This is a genomic window from Aphanothece microscopica RSMan92 (assembly GCF_046613545.2).
In the GTDB taxonomy this organism is placed as follows: Bacteria; Cyanobacteriota; Cyanobacteriia; order PCC-6307; family Cyanobiaceae; genus NIES-981.
In genome coordinates this window covers 16,254-33,181 of record NZ_JBKKKY020000002.1, presented here as the reverse complement: position 1 = coordinate 33,181, position 16,928 = coordinate 16,254, and the positions used below count along the sequence as shown (strand labels likewise).

The following is a 16,928-nucleotide window of genomic DNA, read 5'->3' as shown; positions in this document are numbered from 1 at the left end:
AGGGCTGCCACAATGCCCCCAACCGGCCTGCCGCGCCGGCCTGCTTGCTCCCTTAGCTCAGCTGGATAGAGCAGCTGCCTTCTAAGCAGCCGGTCGATGGTTCGAATCCATCAGGGGGCGTACCAGTCATTCCAAGGGTTCTCAGGGATCGCGTGGGCTCCCTCCAGGGCCCCATCTTCGGCAGCTTGCACACAACCTGAACAGTCAGTGTGCCCTCGCTCCACGGCGGTGCCGTCAAGCAGCTGACAGGGCCCCACTGGCGGCAAAAGCTGATTCACCCCCACAGACCACCGCCTCAAAGACCTCGTAGCGCTCCTTCCCGACCTTGATTGTGTGCACACCAGCCTCCTTGCTGGTGGAGAAGGCCGCCGCTTTGGTCGGCTTGGCTTGTGTCAGCCTTGATCGCCTCGCCCATGCGGAAATACAGCTCCGGCTTCCTGCCATCCGCTCTGGTGACCACAGCAGAGGAGGTGGAAGGCTGCTCGCGCAGGTTCACGCCGTCGCTGACCACCTTCCAGTTGCGGGGACCGCCCTCATCCGGCGCCTCCGGCGGCCCGGACGCTGAGGCAGATGCCGGCGCTGTCTCGGACGAGGGCGCTTGCGGTGGCGGCACTGTGGCGGAGAGGAGGAAGCGGACGAACAATGGCGTTCAAGGGATAGCTCTGAGCGGGAAGAAGGTTTTCCATCACTGAAATACCGGCACCAACCGCGCCAGTAGCCGAAAGATTCCTCGGCGATGAAGGCTTTCGTAACTGTCGCCTCTGCGTGACTCCGGCTGGTCGCGGTGGTGGCCAGTCCGCTCCTGCCAGCGCTAGGGCTGTTGAGAGCAGAAACAACCCCACCGCGCAGACCGCGGCAATCCTGGCTTCACCGCCACCTCGCGATTCGCCATCGGCCATTCCGACACCAGCCACACAACATCGACCCATGGTTGAGCATGCCCAACTGCCGGCCCGGTTCACCATGGGGGCGTGCGGGTGCGCGGCCATGCTCACCCTCCTCTTCGCCCTCACCAGCGTTCCCAGCTTGCGGGGAAATGACATCCCCTTCCTGCTGTTGGCCGTGAGTCCGTACCTGGCACTGGCGGCGCTGGCCACGCGACTGCGGCGTTCGCGGTGGCGGCGTTCGCGGTGGCGGGCCTGGAGCCTGCTGGGCTTCACCGCGGCGCTGTCCCTGGCGGGCGTGGGGTGCTTCGCGGTTGACAGCTGGACGTTCCACACCGTGGCCGAGTACCGGATGGAGCAGCGCTTCACGGTGATCGTGGTGCCGCTGATGCAGCTGGCGATCGTGGCCCCCATCGCGCTGATTGCCCTGCTGTGAGGTCAACGAACCCTCGCCAGTCTTGGCAAGGCGGGTCCACCACTCACCACGACAATCATCTCATCGAATGGTCCTCAGGGAGGGGATCCACGGTGAGCGATTCCCATGCGGGGCCGTCTTTCCGGAACGCTGATCGTGAACGACCCGGCAGAGAATCGCGCTGCCCTCCATGGGTTCGATCCGGATCCCGTCGTTCTCCCTGACGACGCGAAGAAAGGGCGACCAGTCATCCCGAGGCTCGAGGGCGGTGGCCACCACGACGACCGTGCCGCGCCAGTCCGCGATGGTGAGCGGGCGCTCATCACCCCCGTGAAGCCGCACATGCCCATTGCCCCAGGGAGCGTCGTGGCAGATCGCCGGTCGTCCCGGGGGGCCCTGGCTGGCCGACCGCCCTGCCTGGGCAGAGAGCAGCTCGATCCGCTCGGTGTAGGCGGCCCTCAGGCAGGCGGCATGGCGCGCCGAGAAGGCGCACCGGCTCCTCCTGCGGAACCACTCCTGCTGCGGTTCAAACCAGTGCAGCCCCGGAGCCGGTGCTGCCGAGCTGGAAACTGCCAACAGATCGACCATGCTCCGATCAAGTGCCCGCAGAACCGGATCGGCACACACCAGCTGGTCACTGGCGTAGGTGGGTGTGGAACAGTTCGCGGCGCTCTGTTGCGGCGGTGGAGGCACAGCAGCGGCGGGTACGCACCAGGCCAAGACTGCCGCCGCCAGTGGGGCCGGCAACAACCTGATCGGGGAAACCGCGCCCACAGCCATGAACCCGAAGGGTCAGCCCCCCTTCCATGTCGGTTCCTGGGTGGCATCACCGATGATGGTGAAGGGTCACCGGGCTGACCCAGACGCCCGCTTGCGAGACCGTAGCCAGCCGGGTGGTTCTGTTGCCGATCGGTGCTCCTTTCACCGGCCCTGGGCTTTGGGCCCTGGTGGCGATGCTGCAAAACGGGTGGGAGTGAGCACAACCCTGGGACTCCTCCTGAACCCCTTGAGCAACTGGCTGCCGACCAACCCCAGTCCTACAGTCACGTTGACCCACTCATCCCGCATTCCCAGGATCAATCTGATGCATACTGTTGCAAGACTCGGTAACTGCTTCGCTCCGCTGCTGAGTGCCACCTTGCTGAGTTTTGGTGGAATGTTTTCCGCGCTTCCTGTGCAGGCCGATACGGTCAAGGCTCGCTGCGATGTATTTCCGAAGGGTGAGGATCGGGCCACCTCCTCTGGGTTGTGCACCTTTTCACAAAGGCAGGGTTTTGTGAGCATCCAGCTCAACAATGGCCAACGCGTTGAGCTGACCCCCGACGGCAGCAAAGCCAATGCCTATCTCGATGCCAATGACAAGCCGGCAACGCGCGAGCTCCAGGACAATGGCAATATCCATATCTACCGGTTGGCCGAGCAGTCAATATTTGTCTACTGGGATACAGCCCCCTATCAGTGAATCCAACGTTCCATCGACAAGGTATCTCTGGCTTTCCGACTCCACCCCTGGGCCGCCGTGAGCACTGTTGGGGCAGCGCTGGATGCGGGGGACAGGCTTGATCGCCCCGCCGTTGGACTCAGTCATGCCCAGAAGTTCCGGGCAAGGCGGGTGCCGAAGAGCAGTTCACGCATGGCAGCAGCAGGGGGCATGAAGGTGGTGCCGCTGCGCCTCAGCCCCGGCGACGATCTGCGCCAGATCCTTGAAGTCTGGATGCGTCAGCGGGAGGAGCGGGCAGGGTGTCTGATCAGCGGCATCGGCAGCCTCTCAGTGGCCCAGCTGCGCTTTGCGGGAGCATCTGAACCAACCAGGATCCAGGGCGATCTGGAGATCATTTCTTTGGCCGGCACGCTCTCGACCGATGCAGCCCACCTGCATATCGCCATTGCTGACACCAACGGAAGTGTGATCGGCGGTCACCTCGGCGCCGGCTCGCTGGTCCGCACCACGGCCGAGCTGGTGGTGGGACTGCTGCCGGATTGGCAGTTTCGGCGGGAGCTGGATCCAGCCACCGGCTACGCCGAGCTGCAGATCAGCCCTCGGGATCTTGGGGCACCGATGATCGCTCCGCAGCAACTCAACGACCGCCACCGTGCTGGCGCCCATGCGCAGGCCCCGCAGCAAGAAGCGGGTCAGCTTCTCAAGGTTCAAGGGCAAGGGCATGGGCATGGGCGCGACCATGTGACTACCGCGTGACGCGCGGTTTTCATCGGTGACCAGCAGATGCACATGGATCGCCATACCGGAGCAAGATCCGTTGCGATTCAGGGAGGCGGGGTAGTCTTGAAGCCAGGGCGCTTTCATAAGCGAACTGAGATCTGCGCCACGGCTCGGGCAAAAAGGCTGCGAGTTCCAGACTTCATCGATGGTGCAGCAGTCGTGACGCTCGAACGTCGTGACGATGCTGACGGATTACTGAGGGTGTCCGCTGTCGGGAGCAGTGGGACTGGATAGAGTCATGCACCAATTTATTGGTGGTTGTCCGTAGGGGTCGGGTAGTGCCGACCCTTTTTTATGCCCGAGCGTCTGACATAGCCAGGGCCGCCTTCGGGCAGGGCGTGAATCGCCTTGGCAGGGGTGCTCAGCCCTTGCTCACGGCGATGGATCTCAACGACATCGAACAGCTCCTGGCCGTAGCTGATGTCATCATGAAGCAGAGGGGCGAGGTGGTCAGCGCAGGGGCTTGCGTTGCCATGGCAGGGGGCCAAGGCAACACCAGCCGTAAGCCATGAGTGCACATGGACTGGCACAGCTTAGAGCCTCTCAATGAGGGTTGCTCTTGACGACTCTTGCTGGCTCCTGCCTGGTTTTGCAGTCCCACCATCGGGGCCTGGGCAAAGCCTGGGGACGCAAAGCGTGGGCCGCAGAATTGAAGCAGCTCGCAGATCGCGCCATGCAGCGCGGAGAATTCGTTTGCGCAAGATTGGTTGCACTGGAATCAGCCCAAGCACTCACACCGATAGGACACCGATAGGCGGACTGGAACAGGCCTTCAAAAGCCGAAATCACTGAAAAACCTGGGCACACTTCATGAACTGGACTAGCGCATTGCAATTTGGCGCAGACGCAGAGCAATGTGATGGAGTTGTCAATTTGACAACCAAAGGGCTCCCATCAAAGATTTGCTTCATGCTTAGAAACGCACTCGTTGGCATCACAACTGTCCTGGCAATCGCCGGGAGCGTGAGCGCACAGACCTTCAGGGAACGAGCCACCTGCAAGCTCACTAACACCGCGGCCCAGGTCGCCTTATACGAAGGGCCTTGCAAGGTCAAGCAAACGATGAGCGGCGAGAATACAATTTTCTCGGTCAAGATGGGCAAGACAGAGCCGTTCTTGTTTGCTGGCGTTCGCGGTCAGAAGACTTGGATGCATGGCCCCGAAGAAGTTGATTTCACTGATCTCCCCAACGGCGGCATATTCCGCTGGTCAACGTTTGTACTGGTGGTGGCCGAATAGTTTGGCAGCGTAGTATCAAGCTTCAGCGGCCTGGAACCCAGTGTGCATCTGCAACTGACTCGCATACTGCCAGCCGCTGAGCTTGATGTGCCGAGCTTGACGTTAGGCATATATTCCCAGTAGTCCCTCAAGGCTGTTCAGCTGACAGGGCTGATGGTGATGGAATGGTCATGGGTGGTGACGGACTTCAAGTGGCCAGCACTCCAGTGGCCATGGCAATCTGCGCTGCCACAGCAGCCCAGCGCCACGCCCTGCCCCTGGCGCAGCCAAGAAGTGGTCGCGGCATGCCAGTGCAGCAGTTCCGGGAAGTGCGGCTTCTCCCTGGCATCGATGCGGAACTGTTCAGCAGCAGTCCTGGTGGTGCGTTGAGCCAAGGAGGAAGGCGGCGCCTCGGCCTCAGCCGATCCCCTGCCGGTTCGGCCCAGGGCGGTTCCGGCTCGGGCGCCGGCGCAGCAGGGTGGGCTGATGGCCGAAGAGCTGGTAGGCCAGCAGCTTCACCCGATCCTCCAGCAGGAACCACACCAGCGAGTAGCCCCACACCAGCAGGGCCCAGCCCCAGCCGATCGGGGCCATGAACAGGCCGTGCACCGCCACCAGGGTGGCGAGCAGCTGGGTGCCGACCACGGCGAGCAGCAGCGGCAGGGCCGGCCGCACCGACCAGAAGGGGCCCACCGTGCGGGCGACGAACACCGTCAGGTGCCCGGCCACCGAGAGCTTGAGGTAGAGCAGGGTCTGGATGAACTCCCGCGGCTGGGCGAACACCACCTCGCCCAGCCAGAGCAGGCCGAAGGTGGCGACCACGCCGGCCAGGCCCAGGGCGGTGGCCACCCCCAGCACCACCGGCATCTGCCAGCGCACAGGCCGGGGAGACCAGCGGGTGCGGTCGTAGGCGATCGCGAGGATGGCGCCGTCGTTCAGCAGCGCCAGCAGCACGATCATCAACGCCGACAGCGGGTAGAAGTCGAAGATGAGGATCGAGAAGGTCATGAACACCAGCACCCGGATCGTCTCGGCGATGCGATAGATGGCGTAGTGGTGCATGCGCTGGAAGATGCGCCGGCTCTCGCGGATCGCCGCCGCCACCACGCTGAGCCCGGGGGTGAGCAGCACGATGTCGGCGGCGCTGCGGGCGGCGTCGGTGGCACCGGAGACGGCGATGCCGGCGTCGGCGCGCTTCAGGGCCGGCGCATCGTTGACGCCGTCGCCGGTCATCCCCACGAGGTGACCCCGCCGCTGCAGCAGCGCCACGATCCGGTACTTGTGCTCCGGAAACACCTGGGCGAAGCCGTCGGCCCGCTCGATCCGCTCGCCGGGATCGTGAACGGGGCCGGCGGTGGCTTCCTCGAGCACCTCCGCCGGCAGGATCGCCGTACCCAGCCCGAGCTGGCCCGCCATCTCGCGGGCGATCGCCACCTGATCCCCGGTGATCAGCTTGGTGGCAATGCCCAGCTCCCGGAGCTCGGCAAGCGTCGTGAGGCTGTCGTCCCGTGGCGGATCGAACAGCGGCAGCACCCCCAGGAACCGCCAGGGCTCCTCCCCTTCCGCCTCGGCCACCGCCAGCGAGCGGAACCCCCGGGAGGCGAACCCCTCCACGGCCTGATCCACCGCCTCGCGCACCTCCACGGCATTGGCCGCCATCGCCAGCAGCACCTGGGGCGCCCCCTTGCTCACCCGGAAGCGCCGCCCGCCGGGCTCCACCAGCGTGGCCTCCGTGCGCTTGCGCACCGGATCGAAGGGCGCGAACGCCTCCAGCCGCAACGTGTCCGCCGCGGTGCCGGCCTGCGGTGCCGCCAGCACCGCCGCATCGATCGGATCGTGGTCCTCCTGGCGGGAGGCCAGGGCGGCGCAGCGGATCAGATGGTCCGGTCCGCAGCCCGGCAGGCAGAACGGTGTGCCGAGGCTCAGCCGGTTCTGGGTGAGCGTGCCGGTCTTGTCGGAGCAGAGGATGTCGATGCCCGCCAGTTCCTCGATGGCGGCGAGCCGGGTCACCACGGCCCGCCGGCGGGCCAGTCGCTCCGCCCCCACCGCCAGGGTGACCGAGAGCACGGTCGGCATGGCCACGGGGATGGAGGCCACGCAGAGCACCAGGGCGAAGCGCAGGGTCTCGACCATGCCGTGCCCCCGGAACAGGGCCACCAGCAGGATCAGGGTGATCAGCAGCAGCGCCACCACGATCAGGTAGTCGCCGATCTTCAGCACGGCCTGCTGGAAGTGGCTCGGCGGCGGCTCGGCCTCCACCAGCCGGGCCGTGCGCGCGAAGAAGGTGCCCGCCCCGGTGGCGTAGACCACGGCATCGGCCTCGCCGCGGCGCACGATCGATCCGGAGAGCACCCCATCCCCCTCCGTCCGCTCCACGGGCAGCGACTCGCCGGTGAGCGGGGACTGGTCGACCTCCAGCGGCCCGGGCTCCAGCAGACGGGCATCCGCCGGCACGATCACACCGATCCGCAACCGGATCACATCGCCGGGAACCAGGTCCCGGGCCGGCCTCAGGCTCCAGGTGTCATCCCGACGCACCAGCGCCTCGAGCGCCAGCTGGGCCTGCAGCGCTTCGATCTCATGGCCCGCCTTGAACTCCTCCCAGAAGCCCACCAGGGCATTGGCGCCCAGCAGCACCAGGATCAGCACCAGATCGCTCCAGTCCCGCACCAGGGCGGAGAGGAGGGCCGCCAGTTCGATCATCCAGGCGATGGGCCCCCAGAGATGGCCCAGCAGCAGGCGCCAGGGGGAGAGTGTCTGGTGCGGCAGTTCGTTCGGGCCGCAGCGCTCGAGTCGGCGGGCGGCCTCGGCGCTGTCCAGACCCCGCGGTGAGGTGTCCAGGCGCCGGGTCAGCTCCGGCAGGGGCAGACCTGCGAGCTCCTCCCCGCTGCCCGCGGGGATGGTGGACGACTGGCTGGCAGGGCCGCGGCCGGGCTTGGCTGGCATGGGTGATCCGGACACCGACGCTCTCCCGAGGATGGGCCGGCTGACGGAATTCAGCCGAAACCGCCCGGCTTGCGGCGGGCTGTCGAGAGCGAGATGTTGCCTTCCACCACCGGCCCAGGCCGCGCCGCAGGCTGCTGGGGCAGGGCCACCACGTTGAAGGCCAGGGAAAGGCGGTCGCCGTCTCCGCGGAAGGGGGCGACGGAATGGGGTTGCCAGGCCGGGAACACGTAGAACTCACCCGGCACCGGCACGACGTAGTGGGCCATGCCGGTGCGAAAGCTCTGGATGTGCCAGTCCTCCGGGCCGTAGAAGCAGAGCTGGCCGTCGAAGCGTTCGGCGTTGATCTGGGGGGGCACCTCGAGAAACACCACCCCCGAAAACGTGCCCCCGTGCGTATGGGTCGGGTTGTAATCGCCGGCTCGCTGCACATTCAGCCAGATGTCGATCAACTGCAGGCGATAGCGCCCCTCGGCCCAGGGACCGCGGGCTTCGGGCGGCTGCTGATCCACGACATGGCGGATCCAGCGCTCACAGGCCGGCAACAGCACATCGGCGCAGAGGTCCACCACCGGCGGGTACTGGGGCCCCAGCTCCCGTTGCAGCGACAGCTGACCGGCCAGTTTCACCGAGGCATCGGGGGCGGACTGCGGATCGGTCAGCACCTGATGCGCCAGCTGCTGCAGAGCCCGCAACGCCTCCGGGGCCAGCGCTCCCTTCAACAGGTAGCGGGGGAAGAGGCTCAGCACCTCCATGCTGCTGTCCATCGCGGGGCACCCGTTCCCCAGGACTCTTGCAGATCTGGCCGGTGTCCCGTCGCGGTGCCCTCCTTCTGCTCCTGATGGCGTTCGCCCTGGATCGTGGACACGGCCCAAAGACCCGACCCCCTGCGCCCGAAGGGCCACGGAAGCGAGGGGGTGCGGGAGGCCGTCCTTCACAGCCAGCCCTTTGACCCAGCCTGGGGCCTGTGGGCCAGCCGGGCCCCGGCGACCGACAGACTTCCCGCAGCAGCGGTCAACGCCAGCGCCGATGAGCCCCCTCTTCTCCTGTGCCGGCTGCGGCGTGCAGATCGAGCGCTCACTGCGGCACTACCTGCAGCAGAAAGGTCGCGTGCTGTGCTCCACCTGCCTCGACCGGCAGGAGGCTGAGCGCCAGCAGGCTGAGCTCAAGCAAGCCGAGCTCACGCAAGCCGAGGTCCGGCAACCCGAGCGCGGGGAACCCCCGCAGCCGGAAACCGCCGGAGAGGGGGCTCCGCAGAACGGCGGCCGGCCCTGAGGCTCAGCCGCCGCCTCACCACTGCGCACCACCCCCTCAATGAAGCCCGGCCCGGGCTCGGCCGGACCGAGGAACCCCACAGCGCGGCAGAAGGAGGCGAAGTGCCAGGCGGCGAAGGGGGTAGGGGTGTGCACGTCGATCCCGTGCCGGAAGCTCTGCCGATCGAGGGCGGCGGCGGGATGGTGGTGGGGATGCCCTTCGGGCAGCTGGGCCACCGCGGCCCGCCTCCTGCACGGTTCGGGCCGCCACCAGGCCGGCGAGACCCCCCCCCCACGACCACCCCATCAGCGGCTTCCGCCAGAGACCGGGGCATCGATCAGGGCGCGCAGCAGGCCCAGTGCGCCCACTGTGGGGGATCCGCAGCGAATGCCGCCAGGATTCCAGGGAGGATCAGCGGTGGTGGCGGCGGTCAGCGTCCTCCCCCCCTTCCACCGCCCCCACCACCCGTGCCGTCAACCGTGTCACCGTCCGTGCCAGCGTCCCTGCCAACGCTTCCCCCGCCGGCGCTGCGGCGTGACCCCGGCGTGATCCGCCGGCTGATGCCGGTGTGGGAGTGGTTCTACCGCCACTACTTCCGGGTGCGCACCAGCGGCTGGGAGCACATGCCCAGCCAGGGCCAGGTGCTGCTGGTGGGCTCCCACAACGGTGGCCTGGCCACCCCCGATCTGCCCATGTTCCTGGTGGACTGGATCCGCCGCTATGGCGTGCAGCGGCAGGTGTACGGCCTGACCCACGCCAAGGTGTGGAAGGCGTACCCCGGCATGGCCGAGCTGGCCGCCCGGGTGGGTGCCGTGCCCTTTCACCCGCGTCAGGCCCTGGCCGTGCTGCGCCAGGGCCACAGCCTGCTGGTGTATCCCGGCGGCGGCGAGGATGCCTTCCGGCCCCACCGGCTGCGGGATCGGATCCACTTCCGCGGCCGTACCGGCTTCATCCGCCTGGCCCTGTGGCAGGAACTGCCGGTGATGCCGCTGATCTCCTGGGGCGCTCACGACACCCTGGTGGTGCTGGAGGACTGCACGGCCCAGGCCCGGCGCCTGCACGCGCTGGGCATGCCGTGGCTGCTGGGCCTCGACCCGGAGGTGTTTCCGCTCTACCTCGGTCTGCCGTGGGGGCTCGGGGTGGGCCCGCTGCCGAACCTGCCCCTGCCGGCCGCGATCCACACACGGGTGTGCGCCCCGGTGGTGTTCCCGCGCACGGGCTATGAGGCCAGCCGCGACCGGGGCTATGTGCAGGCCTGCTACGAGCAGGTGGTGGCCCACATGCAGGGGGAACTGGATCGGCTGGCGGCCGAGGCGAGCGGCATCAGCCGATCCGCCTGAGGAACCCCTGGATCACCAGGGAGTTGGTGATGTCGATGAAGCAGCCCGACACCAGCGCCACCACCAGGAGCGCCAGCAGCACACACGCCAGAGACCGCTGCTCACGGGCTCGGGAATGCTGAGGCCCGCGCAGGAGGCGCAGCCGGCGAGCTGCATGGGCAGGGAGCTGCCTGGCTGACGCGTCAGCTCATCGATGGAGCCTGGTCGGTGAAGGCTGGTCGGGGATCGCTCCGGAGCTCACGGCTCTGGCCGGCGGACCTCAGAGATTCACCATGCCGCAGCGCATCCCCTTGAGCACGGCCTGCAGGCGGTTGTGCACCCCCAGGGTGCGCAGGAGCCGCTTGGTGTAGGTGCGAGCCGACTCCTCGGAGATCACCAGGGCCTCCGCCATCTCGCGGTCGCTCATCCCGCTGGCCAGCAGATCAAGCACCTCATATTCCCTGGGCGTGAGTCGCGGGCAGCTGAGGTACGGCAACGTGCCACTGCGCAGCGATGGGCTCCTGTAGGCGTGGTTCCCCATCACAGCCAGCACAGCGGCCTGCAGGGGATGCTGATCCTCGACGAAATCCGCTTCGGCCACCACGGCATCCAGCCAGGCGACCTCGGCATACTCCGCCGGAATGACATCGCCGAGGGCGAGCACGATCACCCTCAGGCCCGGCCGGGTCTCCTTGGCGTGCCGAGCCAGCTCGAAACCACTTCCCTGCTCCAGGTAGTCCGTGCAGATCAGCAGACTGAAGGGTGCCCGGGAGAGGTAATCAAGGCAGGATTTCTCGTCCGTGACAGCACAACCGATCTGGACTGGATCGGCAAAGTTCGCACACATGGAGCGCAGGAACAGGCGGCCCTTCATGGCCAGGGCCACCTGGCCGTCCAGCTTCAGGGAAAGCAGTCGCTCATCGGCGCTACCCGCCTGAAAACCGGTGAGGTATGGGGTGAAGTCCATGGCGAAAGGGGACTTGCGTGTGTTGCGCGAACGTGCATGCAACGCAAGGCCTGGGAATCAAGCTCCACCGCTCACCCTACAGCCCACTGGCAGGCTGCCCGGGCAGGGAGTTTCAGACAGGTTCCACCTGGGCATCCACCTCGCGCAAGCGCTGCAGGATCAGCTGAATGTCGATGTCGGAGAGTTCGCCATCCGAGGTCCACTTCATGCACGTCCGCCCCAGACAGGAGGCGCGGGCGGCGTGTGGATGGGCTACCGGCGAACCAGGGGTGATGGTGGTATCCATTGTGCTAACGGCCCTGATGAATTCAGTCTAGGAGCTTGATGTCTGGATCACGGTCCCCATGGGCGGACAATGCATCCGTGTGCATGCAGCCGCGTCCAGGCGGCATGGTCCGTGGAGGTGAGGATGTCCCTCCTGAGCGCGCCGATGGCGTGGATCAGCCTGCTGTTGATGGCGATGCTGGTGAGCATCCCGCGGCACCCTCAGGCTCCACCTCGCGCCTGAGCACGAAGTAGAGATGCTCCGGATCCCGATACCGACGCGGCAGGCAGGTGTGCAGGCTGGTGAGCCTGGACCAGCAGACGGTGCGCTTGATCTTGTTGAGGGATTTTCCCTCCTGGATCAGAATGCGCAGAGCCCGACAATAGAGGGGATAGCTGGCCTCAAGCTCACCGATCGTCATGGTGGTCGTGAAAGTGGAGACTTCAGTCGTCATCAAGCCGGAAATTGACATCAGCAGGAGTCAGATCGCAACACCCATCCGCCGGCACATGGCCCAACAGGTCGAAGCCAGAAGCCAGTTCCACCATCTCAGAGAAGCCCCTGAATGCCGTCCGCGACACCATCAGAGTGAAGGCTTTCTGATGGCATGGCTGGATGCGGGATTGTGCGGCTGGATCAGTCCTTTCGAGGTCCTTTCGGATCGGACGGCATCACCTTATGGATTCGCGCTTCCAGGCGTCTACCCGCAAATGGGGACATCCTGGCGGCCTGGTCCTGCGTCAGGGTGAGGGCGTCGCAGTTGGTCTCCCCATGGCGGATACGCCCTACCTGATCGCCCTGGCCTTCCTGGAACAGAACGGCACGCGGGCCCTGCCGCTGGCCGGTCGATCCCTCCCCGCCGCGGCCGCCGGCCGCGAGGATCCCGGCGAGGAGGGCCGTGGCCTGGCGCTCGAGCTGCTGCTGCGCGTCTGGCAACGCAGCGACCAGGGGCCCCTGCGGCGAGCCGCCGGCGACGCCAGCCTGCTGCTCGTGGTGATGCCGATGGAGGCGATGAGCGCGCAACTCCCCGCGCTCAAGGCCGCCTGGATCGCCGGAGGCGACACCGAGGCGGCCTTGCAGCAGCTGCAGGCCCTGGGATCAACGGCCTGGACCGTCACGATCGACAAGTACGCGCCCTTGAGCTTCCGACCCTTCCCCAGCTCATGACCATCCCGCCTCTCCCCGGCGCCGGACCCGCACGGGCATGCCGTCGGCGGGATAGATCAGCAGGTTCTGCCGCTGGTTCTCCAGCGACGCCGGGCCGTTGACCAGCTCCCAGGTGGTGTGGCGCAGCAGCTGGGCCAGCATCACCGTGGCCTCCAGCATCGCCAGGTGTTCGCCGATGCAGCGGTGCGGACCGGAGCCGAAGTCGATCATCGGAGGGGCGGGGCCCTCCGGACCGCCCGGCAGCCAGCGTTCGGGCAGGAACTCCAGGGGCCTGGGGTAGGCCTCCGGGTCGCGTCCGGCACCCTGCATCGACCAGGTCACCGTGGTTCCCACCGGCACCCTGCCGACCCCCTCCAGATGGGTCGGTTTCACCACCTGCAGAGCCGTGGATCCCGAGGCCACCGAAAACAGGCGCAGCGTCTCCCTGATCACCCCCCGCACCAGATCCAGCGCGCCGATGCAGGCCGGTGTGAGGCCGCCATGGCGCTCCCAGGCCTGATCCACCTCCTGCCTCACCCGGGCCAGCACGTCCGGGTGGAGGGCCAGGGTGCCCGCAGCGAAGGAGAGGGTGTGGGCGGTGGTGTCGGTGCCGGCGATCAGAAATTCAATGGTCTCCGCCAGCAGGCTGTCCTGGTCGTAGCGGGGCTCCCTGGCTGCGATCCGCACCAGCAGCGACTGGCGGAACAGGGGGCTGAGGCCCGCCTCCTCGCCTGCGTTCCCCTCCCGCAGGCGCAGGGCAAGCGCCACCCGCGGGGCGAGCAGATCCTCCAGCTGGCGGCGGGCGGCCCAGTAGGCCAGGGAGGTCCGGGTGGGCAGATATTTCATCCAGGGGCTCTCGCCGGTGGCCATCCGGAAGAAGCGGCGGCCCAGCACCCCCATGGCCTGGTAGGCGCGGGCCACATCCAGGCGAGGGCCCTCCGGACTCTCCGCCCCGGCCTGCAGGGGGATGCCCAGCATCAGGGTGGCGATGACCCGCATCGCCATCTCCACGAAGAGGGGATCCAGCGCGATGGCCTGCCCGGCCGGTGCCTGCGCGATCCGCTCCAGAACCTGGGCGCTGGCCTGCTCGAGCAGCGGCAGATGGGCGGCGGTGCTGGCGGCCGTGAAGCCGGGATTCCAGGAACGGCGGCGCCACTGCCATTCCGCCCCCTCCTCGCCGATCAGGATCGGACCGCGCATGTCATTCCAGGCCCGCCGCATGGCGGGCGAGCGGATCAGGCAGCCGGAGCGCATCCCCTGCACGATCGCGGACTCGATCAGGGCAGGACGGCTGAGCACGAGCACCGGCCTGCCGGCCCAGTACACATAGGCCGGGCCGTAGGCCTGGCTCCAGTCATGGAGGAGCTGGAAGAAGCGCTTGCGGCGCACGGCGGCCAGCACCGCCGGCAGATGGCCGAGCAGGGGCAGCCCCGGCGGCGAGGGCAGCCGCCGCAGGGGCGCGAAGTGCTGGCGCCGCCGCCAGGCTCGCCAGGCCAGAAGGGCCGTCCCACCCAGGAGCGCAAGGAGACCAAGCCCGGGCAGAAGGATCACCATGGCGGCAGCTCCTGAAGACGGCAGCGGCCGCACCCTCCCTCGGCCCGTACGGGCCTCATGGGGTGACGGCCCTGCGGCAGATCCAGGCCAGCCGAGCTGGAGACTCCGGATCAGGGGTGCCGGCATACGCCACCCAGGCACCGGCAGGATCCAGCAGCTCCAGGCGGCGTTCGGCGCAGCGGGCCCGCATCCGGCGTTCGCGCACCTGCCAGGCGGGCCCGGCTGCCGGCCGCTGCAGCAGCACCACCGCCTGGAAGGCCACCACGGGGGCGGCTCCATCGAGCGAGGGCACCAGATCGGCCAGGTATTCACCGGCACGGAGATCGGGCCGGTCGAGGCCCCGCACGAAGATCCACTCCCTGGGCGCCAGTCCGTCGGGCGGTCCCGTCCGCAGCAGGTCGCTGCGCACCACGGCCCAGGCGGCCGGCTCGGGCGGCGGCGACCATGGCGTGACTGCCGCGGCGGCCGGCTGGGAGCGCGCGGAGGTCGGCAGCAGGCCGGCGAGGAGCAGCAGGCTGGGCAGCCAGCGGCAGCGGTTGAGGATCGCCATGGTGCTGCGCGCTTCGCTCGGGCTCACGGCCTGATCAGACCATCGCCTTTACGGTGACGGCACCGGGGCGGGCAGCCCAGCCGCTGTTCACACGGCGACATGTGCCGGCTGGCGCTAGCCCGCCGCGGGCGTCACCGCCGGCCGGTTGAGCACCAGCAGCACGGCGCCCACAGCGATCAGGGCGGGGATATCGCCGAAGAAGTTGGCCTGCTCCATCGGATCACGCAGGGCCTGCACCAGCATCACCAGGCCGTGCACCAGGCTCGACCAGCCAGCGAAGCCGATCAGGCTGCGGTGCTCGGCCGGTGCCCGTGCGGCGAGCAGCAGGAACACCCCCAGCACCGCGAAGGTGGCGAGGATCATCTGCTCGTATTCCGCCTGGCGCGGCATCCACATGAAACCGTCGGGCCAGATCAGCGTGAGCGGGTAGAGCCCCACGGTGTACACGATCCCCACCGCGATCAGCGCGATCCGCAGGGTCTTGTCCGGGTTGAGGATGTCCATGGAGTCCTGCCTGCTGCAACAGCGGCGCAACGCGTGGCTCTCCCTGTGTAGGCAGGATCGGACACCATGGCCACATGGCGGCGCCACGCCAGCTGGCCCACCCAGGCCTCAGGGGCTCGGGCTGACGGCAGGCGTGGTGGCCTCCTGCCGCAGGGCGCCCACCACGCCGTTGCGCTTGAGGGCACTGATCGCCCTGTCGATCCGCTCGGCCGTGGCCTCCGGCAATCCGGGGGAGAAGACGAACGCCTGGGATTCGGGCCGGATCCCCTGCAGCGCCAGGGTGGGCCGGGCGCCCTGCAGCGGTGCGTGGATCAGCAGATAGCGCAGCTGCAGGTTGTCGCCCAGCAGGGCATCGAGGCGGCCCGACACCAGCAGAGGCATCCCCGACTGAATGCCGGCCAGGGGCACGATCGTCACCTTCGGGGCGCTGCTGCCGGCGTTGAGCTCCTGCAGCAGCGCCTCGCTCACGGTGCCGCCGCGCACCCCCACCCGCAGGCCGCGCAGATCGGCCTCGGAACGGATCCTGGCGCTGGGCCCTCCCTGCACCTGCCGGGCCACGTTCACGGTGAGGTAACCCACCAGCAGCGAGGCCGACACGATCCGCACCAGATAGGCCAGCAGCACGATGCCCTGGCCACGGCTGGTGGCCACCAGGGTGTTGCTGCCGGGCCCGGTGGCGAGCACCTGGAACAGGGCGCTGAAGCTGCGCCGGCGCCCCTGGCTGAGGGTGTCGGGGTTCTGGTCGTAGTGCTCCACCCGCCAGGTGAGCAGGGCCAGCAGAGCGATCGCCGCCAGATAGCCACCCAGCAGCTGCAGCAGGGTGGGGGTGAACAGGGCCAGCAGGAAGGAGCGGCCCAGATCCAGCCGGCTCTGGAGCACCATCACCGCCAGGCCGTCCTCCTGGAAGGGCAGGCTGAAGCGGTAGCGCTCCAGCCGCTCGGGGGACACGTTGATGCAGCCCACGGCCACGTCCAGGTCGCCGTTGCGGCTGGCCTCGAGCATCGCCTGCACCGACGGCCACGCCGACACCACATACGGCAGCCGCTCGCGGGTGGCGATCCGGCTCCACAGGTCAATGGCAAGTCCCCGCCAGTCACCGGCGTCGCGGTAGCTGCAGGGGGGCGCCCCGTCCACCATCCCCACCCGCAACACCGGCGGGGCTGGCTCCAGCCGCTCCAGCGCAGCGGCAGCGGCCAGCCCCCCACCTGACCCCAGCGGAACAGCTGGGCTGACCCAAACAGCCGAGCTGACCCATAAAGCCCTGTCCAGCAGCACGCCCACGCGCCAGGCCGCCCACGGGAGCGGGAGGCTCCTGGGGAGGCGGGAAGCCCGGGCCATGAGCTGCCTAGGGGTTGTGGTGGCGGATCTGTTCGATCGCGCTGTCGTGCAGACGGTGTTCATGGTCGCGGCGGGCCGCCCACACCTGTTCCTGGTGCGCCGCGTTGGCCGTTCCTTCCGGGTGCTGGTGCTCGCTCACCTCGGCCAGCTCGGGGCGGTAGGCCCTGTGCTCCTCGTCGTGGTGGCGGGCCCAGGCCACGAACTCAGGGCTCGCCGGGGTGTCGGCGGGGGTGCCTTCGGGAAGGGCTTCGGGAGTGGATTCGGTCATCGCCGCAGCAGGGATTACCTGCTGTTCAACCTAGGCAGCCCCGCCTCGCCGGGGCCACCGCATGGCATGAGGAGATGTGAAC

The 16,928-nt window shown here is 67.8% G+C and carries 20 protein-coding genes and 1 tRNA gene; 8 read left to right on the top strand and 13 right to left on the bottom strand.

Translation table 11 applies throughout. The features are described 5' to 3' along the window. Positions 1-46: 46 nt before the first annotated feature. A tRNA-Arg gene (locus ACLD7X_RS00755) sits at positions 47-120 on the top strand. Positions 121-295: 175 nt separating this feature from the next. Here ACLD7X_RS00755 and ACLD7X_RS00750 read toward each other — a convergent pair. Beyond that, positions 296-511: an SH3 domain-containing protein gene (locus ACLD7X_RS00750; RefSeq protein WP_425625021.1), complete on the bottom strand. Its 216-nt coding sequence runs from the start codon at positions 509-511 to the stop codon at positions 296-298. A gap of 476 nt (positions 512-987) precedes the next feature. On the opposite strand from ACLD7X_RS00750, the gene ACLD7X_RS00745 reads away from it, so the two are divergent. Beyond that, positions 988-1,320, top strand: coding sequence for a hypothetical protein (locus ACLD7X_RS00745; protein WP_412006785.1), 333 nt, complete (start codon positions 988-990; stop codon positions 1,318-1,320). 60 nt (positions 1,321-1,380) lie between these two features. On the opposite strand, the gene ACLD7X_RS00740 is transcribed toward ACLD7X_RS00745, so the two are convergent. Beyond that, the gene (locus tag ACLD7X_RS00740) at positions 1,381-1,887 is read right to left on the bottom strand and encodes a lysozyme inhibitor LprI family protein (protein ID WP_412006786.1); all 507 of its coding nucleotides are present in this window, start codon (positions 1,885-1,887) and stop codon (positions 1,381-1,383) included. Positions 1,888-2,305: 418 nt separating this feature from the next. On the opposite strand from ACLD7X_RS00740, the gene ACLD7X_RS00735 reads away from it, so the two are divergent. From ACLD7X_RS00735 to ACLD7X_RS00725, 3 genes are all read left to right on the top strand, one after another. Further along, complete coding sequence (locus ACLD7X_RS00735) at positions 2,306-2,761, top strand: hypothetical protein (RefSeq protein WP_412006787.1); 456 nt, start codon at positions 2,306-2,308, stop codon at positions 2,759-2,761. Positions 2,762-2,932: 171 nt separating this feature from the next. Continuing rightward, complete coding sequence (locus tag ACLD7X_RS00730) at positions 2,933-3,496, top strand: PPC domain-containing DNA-binding protein (RefSeq protein WP_412006788.1); 564 nt, start codon at positions 2,933-2,935, stop codon at positions 3,494-3,496. A gap of 834 nt (positions 3,497-4,330) precedes the next feature. Next, positions 4,331-4,759, top strand: coding sequence for a hypothetical protein (locus ACLD7X_RS00725; protein WP_411421527.1), 429 nt, complete (start codon positions 4,331-4,333; stop codon positions 4,757-4,759). 137 nt (positions 4,760-4,896) lie between these two features. Here ACLD7X_RS00725 and ACLD7X_RS00720 read toward each other — a convergent pair whose 3' ends face one another. The 3 genes from ACLD7X_RS00720 to ACLD7X_RS00710 are packed head-to-tail and all read right to left on the bottom strand — an operon-like array spanning position 4,897 to position 8,448. Then, the gene (locus ACLD7X_RS00720) at positions 4,897-5,133 is read right to left on the bottom strand and encodes a hypothetical protein (protein WP_411421526.1); all 237 of its coding nucleotides are present in this window, start codon (positions 5,131-5,133) and stop codon (positions 4,897-4,899) included. Positions 5,134-5,155: 22 nt separating this feature from the next. After that, positions 5,156-7,684, bottom strand: a complete 2,529-nt coding sequence (locus tag ACLD7X_RS00715) for a plasma-membrane proton-efflux P-type ATPase (protein WP_411421525.1) — start codon at positions 7,682-7,684, stop codon at positions 5,156-5,158. 50 nt (positions 7,685-7,734) lie between these two features. After that, on the bottom strand, positions 7,735-8,448 hold the full coding sequence (locus ACLD7X_RS00710) for a putative 2OG-Fe(II) oxygenase (protein ID WP_411421524.1): 714 nt from the start codon (positions 8,446-8,448) through the stop codon (positions 7,735-7,737). Between the two features lie 262 nt (positions 8,449-8,710). On the opposite strand from ACLD7X_RS00710, the gene ACLD7X_RS00705 reads away from it, so the two are divergent. Continuing rightward, positions 8,711-8,956, top strand: a complete 246-nt coding sequence (locus ACLD7X_RS00705; protein WP_411421523.1) for a hypothetical protein — start codon at positions 8,711-8,713, stop codon at positions 8,954-8,956. Positions 8,957-9,426: 470 nt separating this feature from the next. Then, positions 9,427-10,275 carry a lysophospholipid acyltransferase family protein gene (locus ACLD7X_RS00700; protein WP_412006789.1) on the top strand — a complete coding sequence of 283 codons (849 nt, stop codon included), beginning with the start codon at positions 9,427-9,429 and terminating at the stop codon, positions 10,273-10,275. 259 nt (positions 10,276-10,534) lie between these two features. On the opposite strand, the gene ACLD7X_RS00695 is transcribed toward ACLD7X_RS00700, so the two are convergent. The 3 genes from ACLD7X_RS00695 to ACLD7X_RS00685 all read right to left on the bottom strand — a co-directional run bounded on the left by ACLD7X_RS00695 (position 10,535) and on the right by ACLD7X_RS00685 (position 11,940). Continuing rightward, positions 10,535-11,221, bottom strand: a complete 687-nt coding sequence (locus tag ACLD7X_RS00695; RefSeq protein WP_411421521.1) for a helix-turn-helix transcriptional regulator — start codon at positions 11,219-11,221, stop codon at positions 10,535-10,537. Positions 11,222-11,333: 112 nt separating this feature from the next. Next, positions 11,334-11,507 carry a hypothetical protein gene (locus ACLD7X_RS00690; RefSeq protein WP_412006790.1) on the bottom strand — a complete coding sequence of 58 codons (174 nt, stop codon included), beginning with the start codon at positions 11,505-11,507 and terminating at the stop codon, positions 11,334-11,336. Between the two features lie 154 nt (positions 11,508-11,661). After that, positions 11,662-11,940 carry a DUF3136 domain-containing protein gene (locus ACLD7X_RS00685; RefSeq protein ID WP_411421520.1) on the bottom strand — a complete coding sequence of 93 codons (279 nt, stop codon included), beginning with the start codon at positions 11,938-11,940 and terminating at the stop codon, positions 11,662-11,664. A gap of 317 nt (positions 11,941-12,257) precedes the next feature. On the opposite strand from ACLD7X_RS00685, the gene ACLD7X_RS00680 reads away from it, so the two are divergent. Continuing rightward, positions 12,258-12,653: a hypothetical protein gene (locus tag ACLD7X_RS00680; RefSeq protein ID WP_411421519.1), complete on the top strand. Its 396-nt coding sequence runs from the start codon at positions 12,258-12,260 to the stop codon at positions 12,651-12,653. Here ACLD7X_RS00680 and ACLD7X_RS00675 read toward each other — a convergent pair. From ACLD7X_RS00675 to ACLD7X_RS00655, 5 genes are all read right to left on the bottom strand, one after another. After that, on the bottom strand, positions 12,648-14,186 hold the full coding sequence (locus ACLD7X_RS00675; RefSeq protein ID WP_411421518.1) for a cytochrome P450: 1,539 nt from the start codon (positions 14,184-14,186) through the stop codon (positions 12,648-12,650). The genes ACLD7X_RS00680 and ACLD7X_RS00675 overlap by 6 nt on opposite strands. 55 nt (positions 14,187-14,241) lie before the next feature. Beyond that, positions 14,242-14,763, bottom strand: coding sequence for a hypothetical protein (locus ACLD7X_RS00670; protein ID WP_412006792.1), 522 nt, complete (start codon positions 14,761-14,763; stop codon positions 14,242-14,244). A gap of 87 nt (positions 14,764-14,850) precedes the next feature. Then, the gene (locus ACLD7X_RS00665; protein WP_411421516.1) at positions 14,851-15,240 is read right to left on the bottom strand and encodes a DUF6632 domain-containing protein; all 390 of its coding nucleotides are present in this window, start codon (positions 15,238-15,240) and stop codon (positions 14,851-14,853) included. Between the two features lie 108 nt (positions 15,241-15,348). Further along, complete coding sequence (locus ACLD7X_RS00660) at positions 15,349-16,521, bottom strand: transporter substrate-binding domain-containing protein (RefSeq protein WP_412006793.1); 1,173 nt, start codon at positions 16,519-16,521, stop codon at positions 15,349-15,351. A gap of 64 nt (positions 16,522-16,585) precedes the next feature. Beyond that, on the bottom strand, positions 16,586-16,846 hold the full coding sequence (locus ACLD7X_RS00655; RefSeq protein ID WP_411421514.1) for a hypothetical protein: 261 nt from the start codon (positions 16,844-16,846) through the stop codon (positions 16,586-16,588). Between the last annotated feature and the right edge of the window lie 82 nt (positions 16,847-16,928).

Bases quoted from the DNA above. Each gene is read 5' to 3' on its own strand.
- ACLD7X_RS00680 (WP_411421519.1), top strand. From the start codon at position 12,258: ATGGCGGATACGCCCTACCTGATCGCCCTGGCCTTCCTGGAACAGAAC.
- ACLD7X_RS00690 (WP_412006790.1), bottom strand. From the start codon at position 11,507: ATGGATACCACCATCACCCCTGGTTCGCCGGTAGCCCATCCACACGCC.
- ACLD7X_RS00705 (WP_411421523.1), top strand. From the start codon at position 8,711: ATGAGCCCCCTCTTCTCCTGTGCCGGCTGCGGCGTGCAGATCGAGCGC.
- ACLD7X_RS00695 (WP_411421521.1), bottom strand. From the start codon at position 11,221: ATGGACTTCACCCCATACCTCACCGGTTTTCAGGCGGGTAGCGCCGAT.
- ACLD7X_RS00655 (WP_411421514.1), bottom strand. From the start codon at position 16,846: ATGACCGAATCCACTCCCGAAGCCCTTCCCGAAGGCACCCCCGCCGAC.
- ACLD7X_RS00685 (WP_411421520.1), bottom strand. From the start codon at position 11,940: ATGACGACTGAAGTCTCCACTTTCACGACCACCATGACGATCGGTGAG.
- ACLD7X_RS00745 (WP_412006785.1), top strand. From the start codon at position 988: ATGCTCACCCTCCTCTTCGCCCTCACCAGCGTTCCCAGCTTGCGGGGA.
- ACLD7X_RS00710 (WP_411421524.1), bottom strand. From the start codon at position 8,448: ATGGACAGCAGCATGGAGGTGCTGAGCCTCTTCCCCCGCTACCTGTTG.
- ACLD7X_RS00675 (WP_411421518.1), bottom strand. From the start codon at position 14,186: ATGGTGATCCTTCTGCCCGGGCTTGGTCTCCTTGCGCTCCTGGGTGGG.
- ACLD7X_RS00665 (WP_411421516.1), bottom strand. From the start codon at position 15,240: ATGGACATCCTCAACCCGGACAAGACCCTGCGGATCGCGCTGATCGCG.
- ACLD7X_RS00725 (WP_411421527.1), top strand. From the start codon at position 4,331: ATGAACTGGACTAGCGCATTGCAATTTGGCGCAGACGCAGAGCAATGT.
- ACLD7X_RS00740 (WP_412006786.1), bottom strand. From the start codon at position 1,887: ATGGTCGATCTGTTGGCAGTTTCCAGCTCGGCAGCACCGGCTCCGGGG.
- ACLD7X_RS00730 (WP_412006788.1), top strand. From the start codon at position 2,933: ATGGCAGCAGCAGGGGGCATGAAGGTGGTGCCGCTGCGCCTCAGCCCC.
- ACLD7X_RS00715 (WP_411421525.1), bottom strand. From the start codon at position 7,684: ATGCCAGCCAAGCCCGGCCGCGGCCCTGCCAGCCAGTCGTCCACCATC.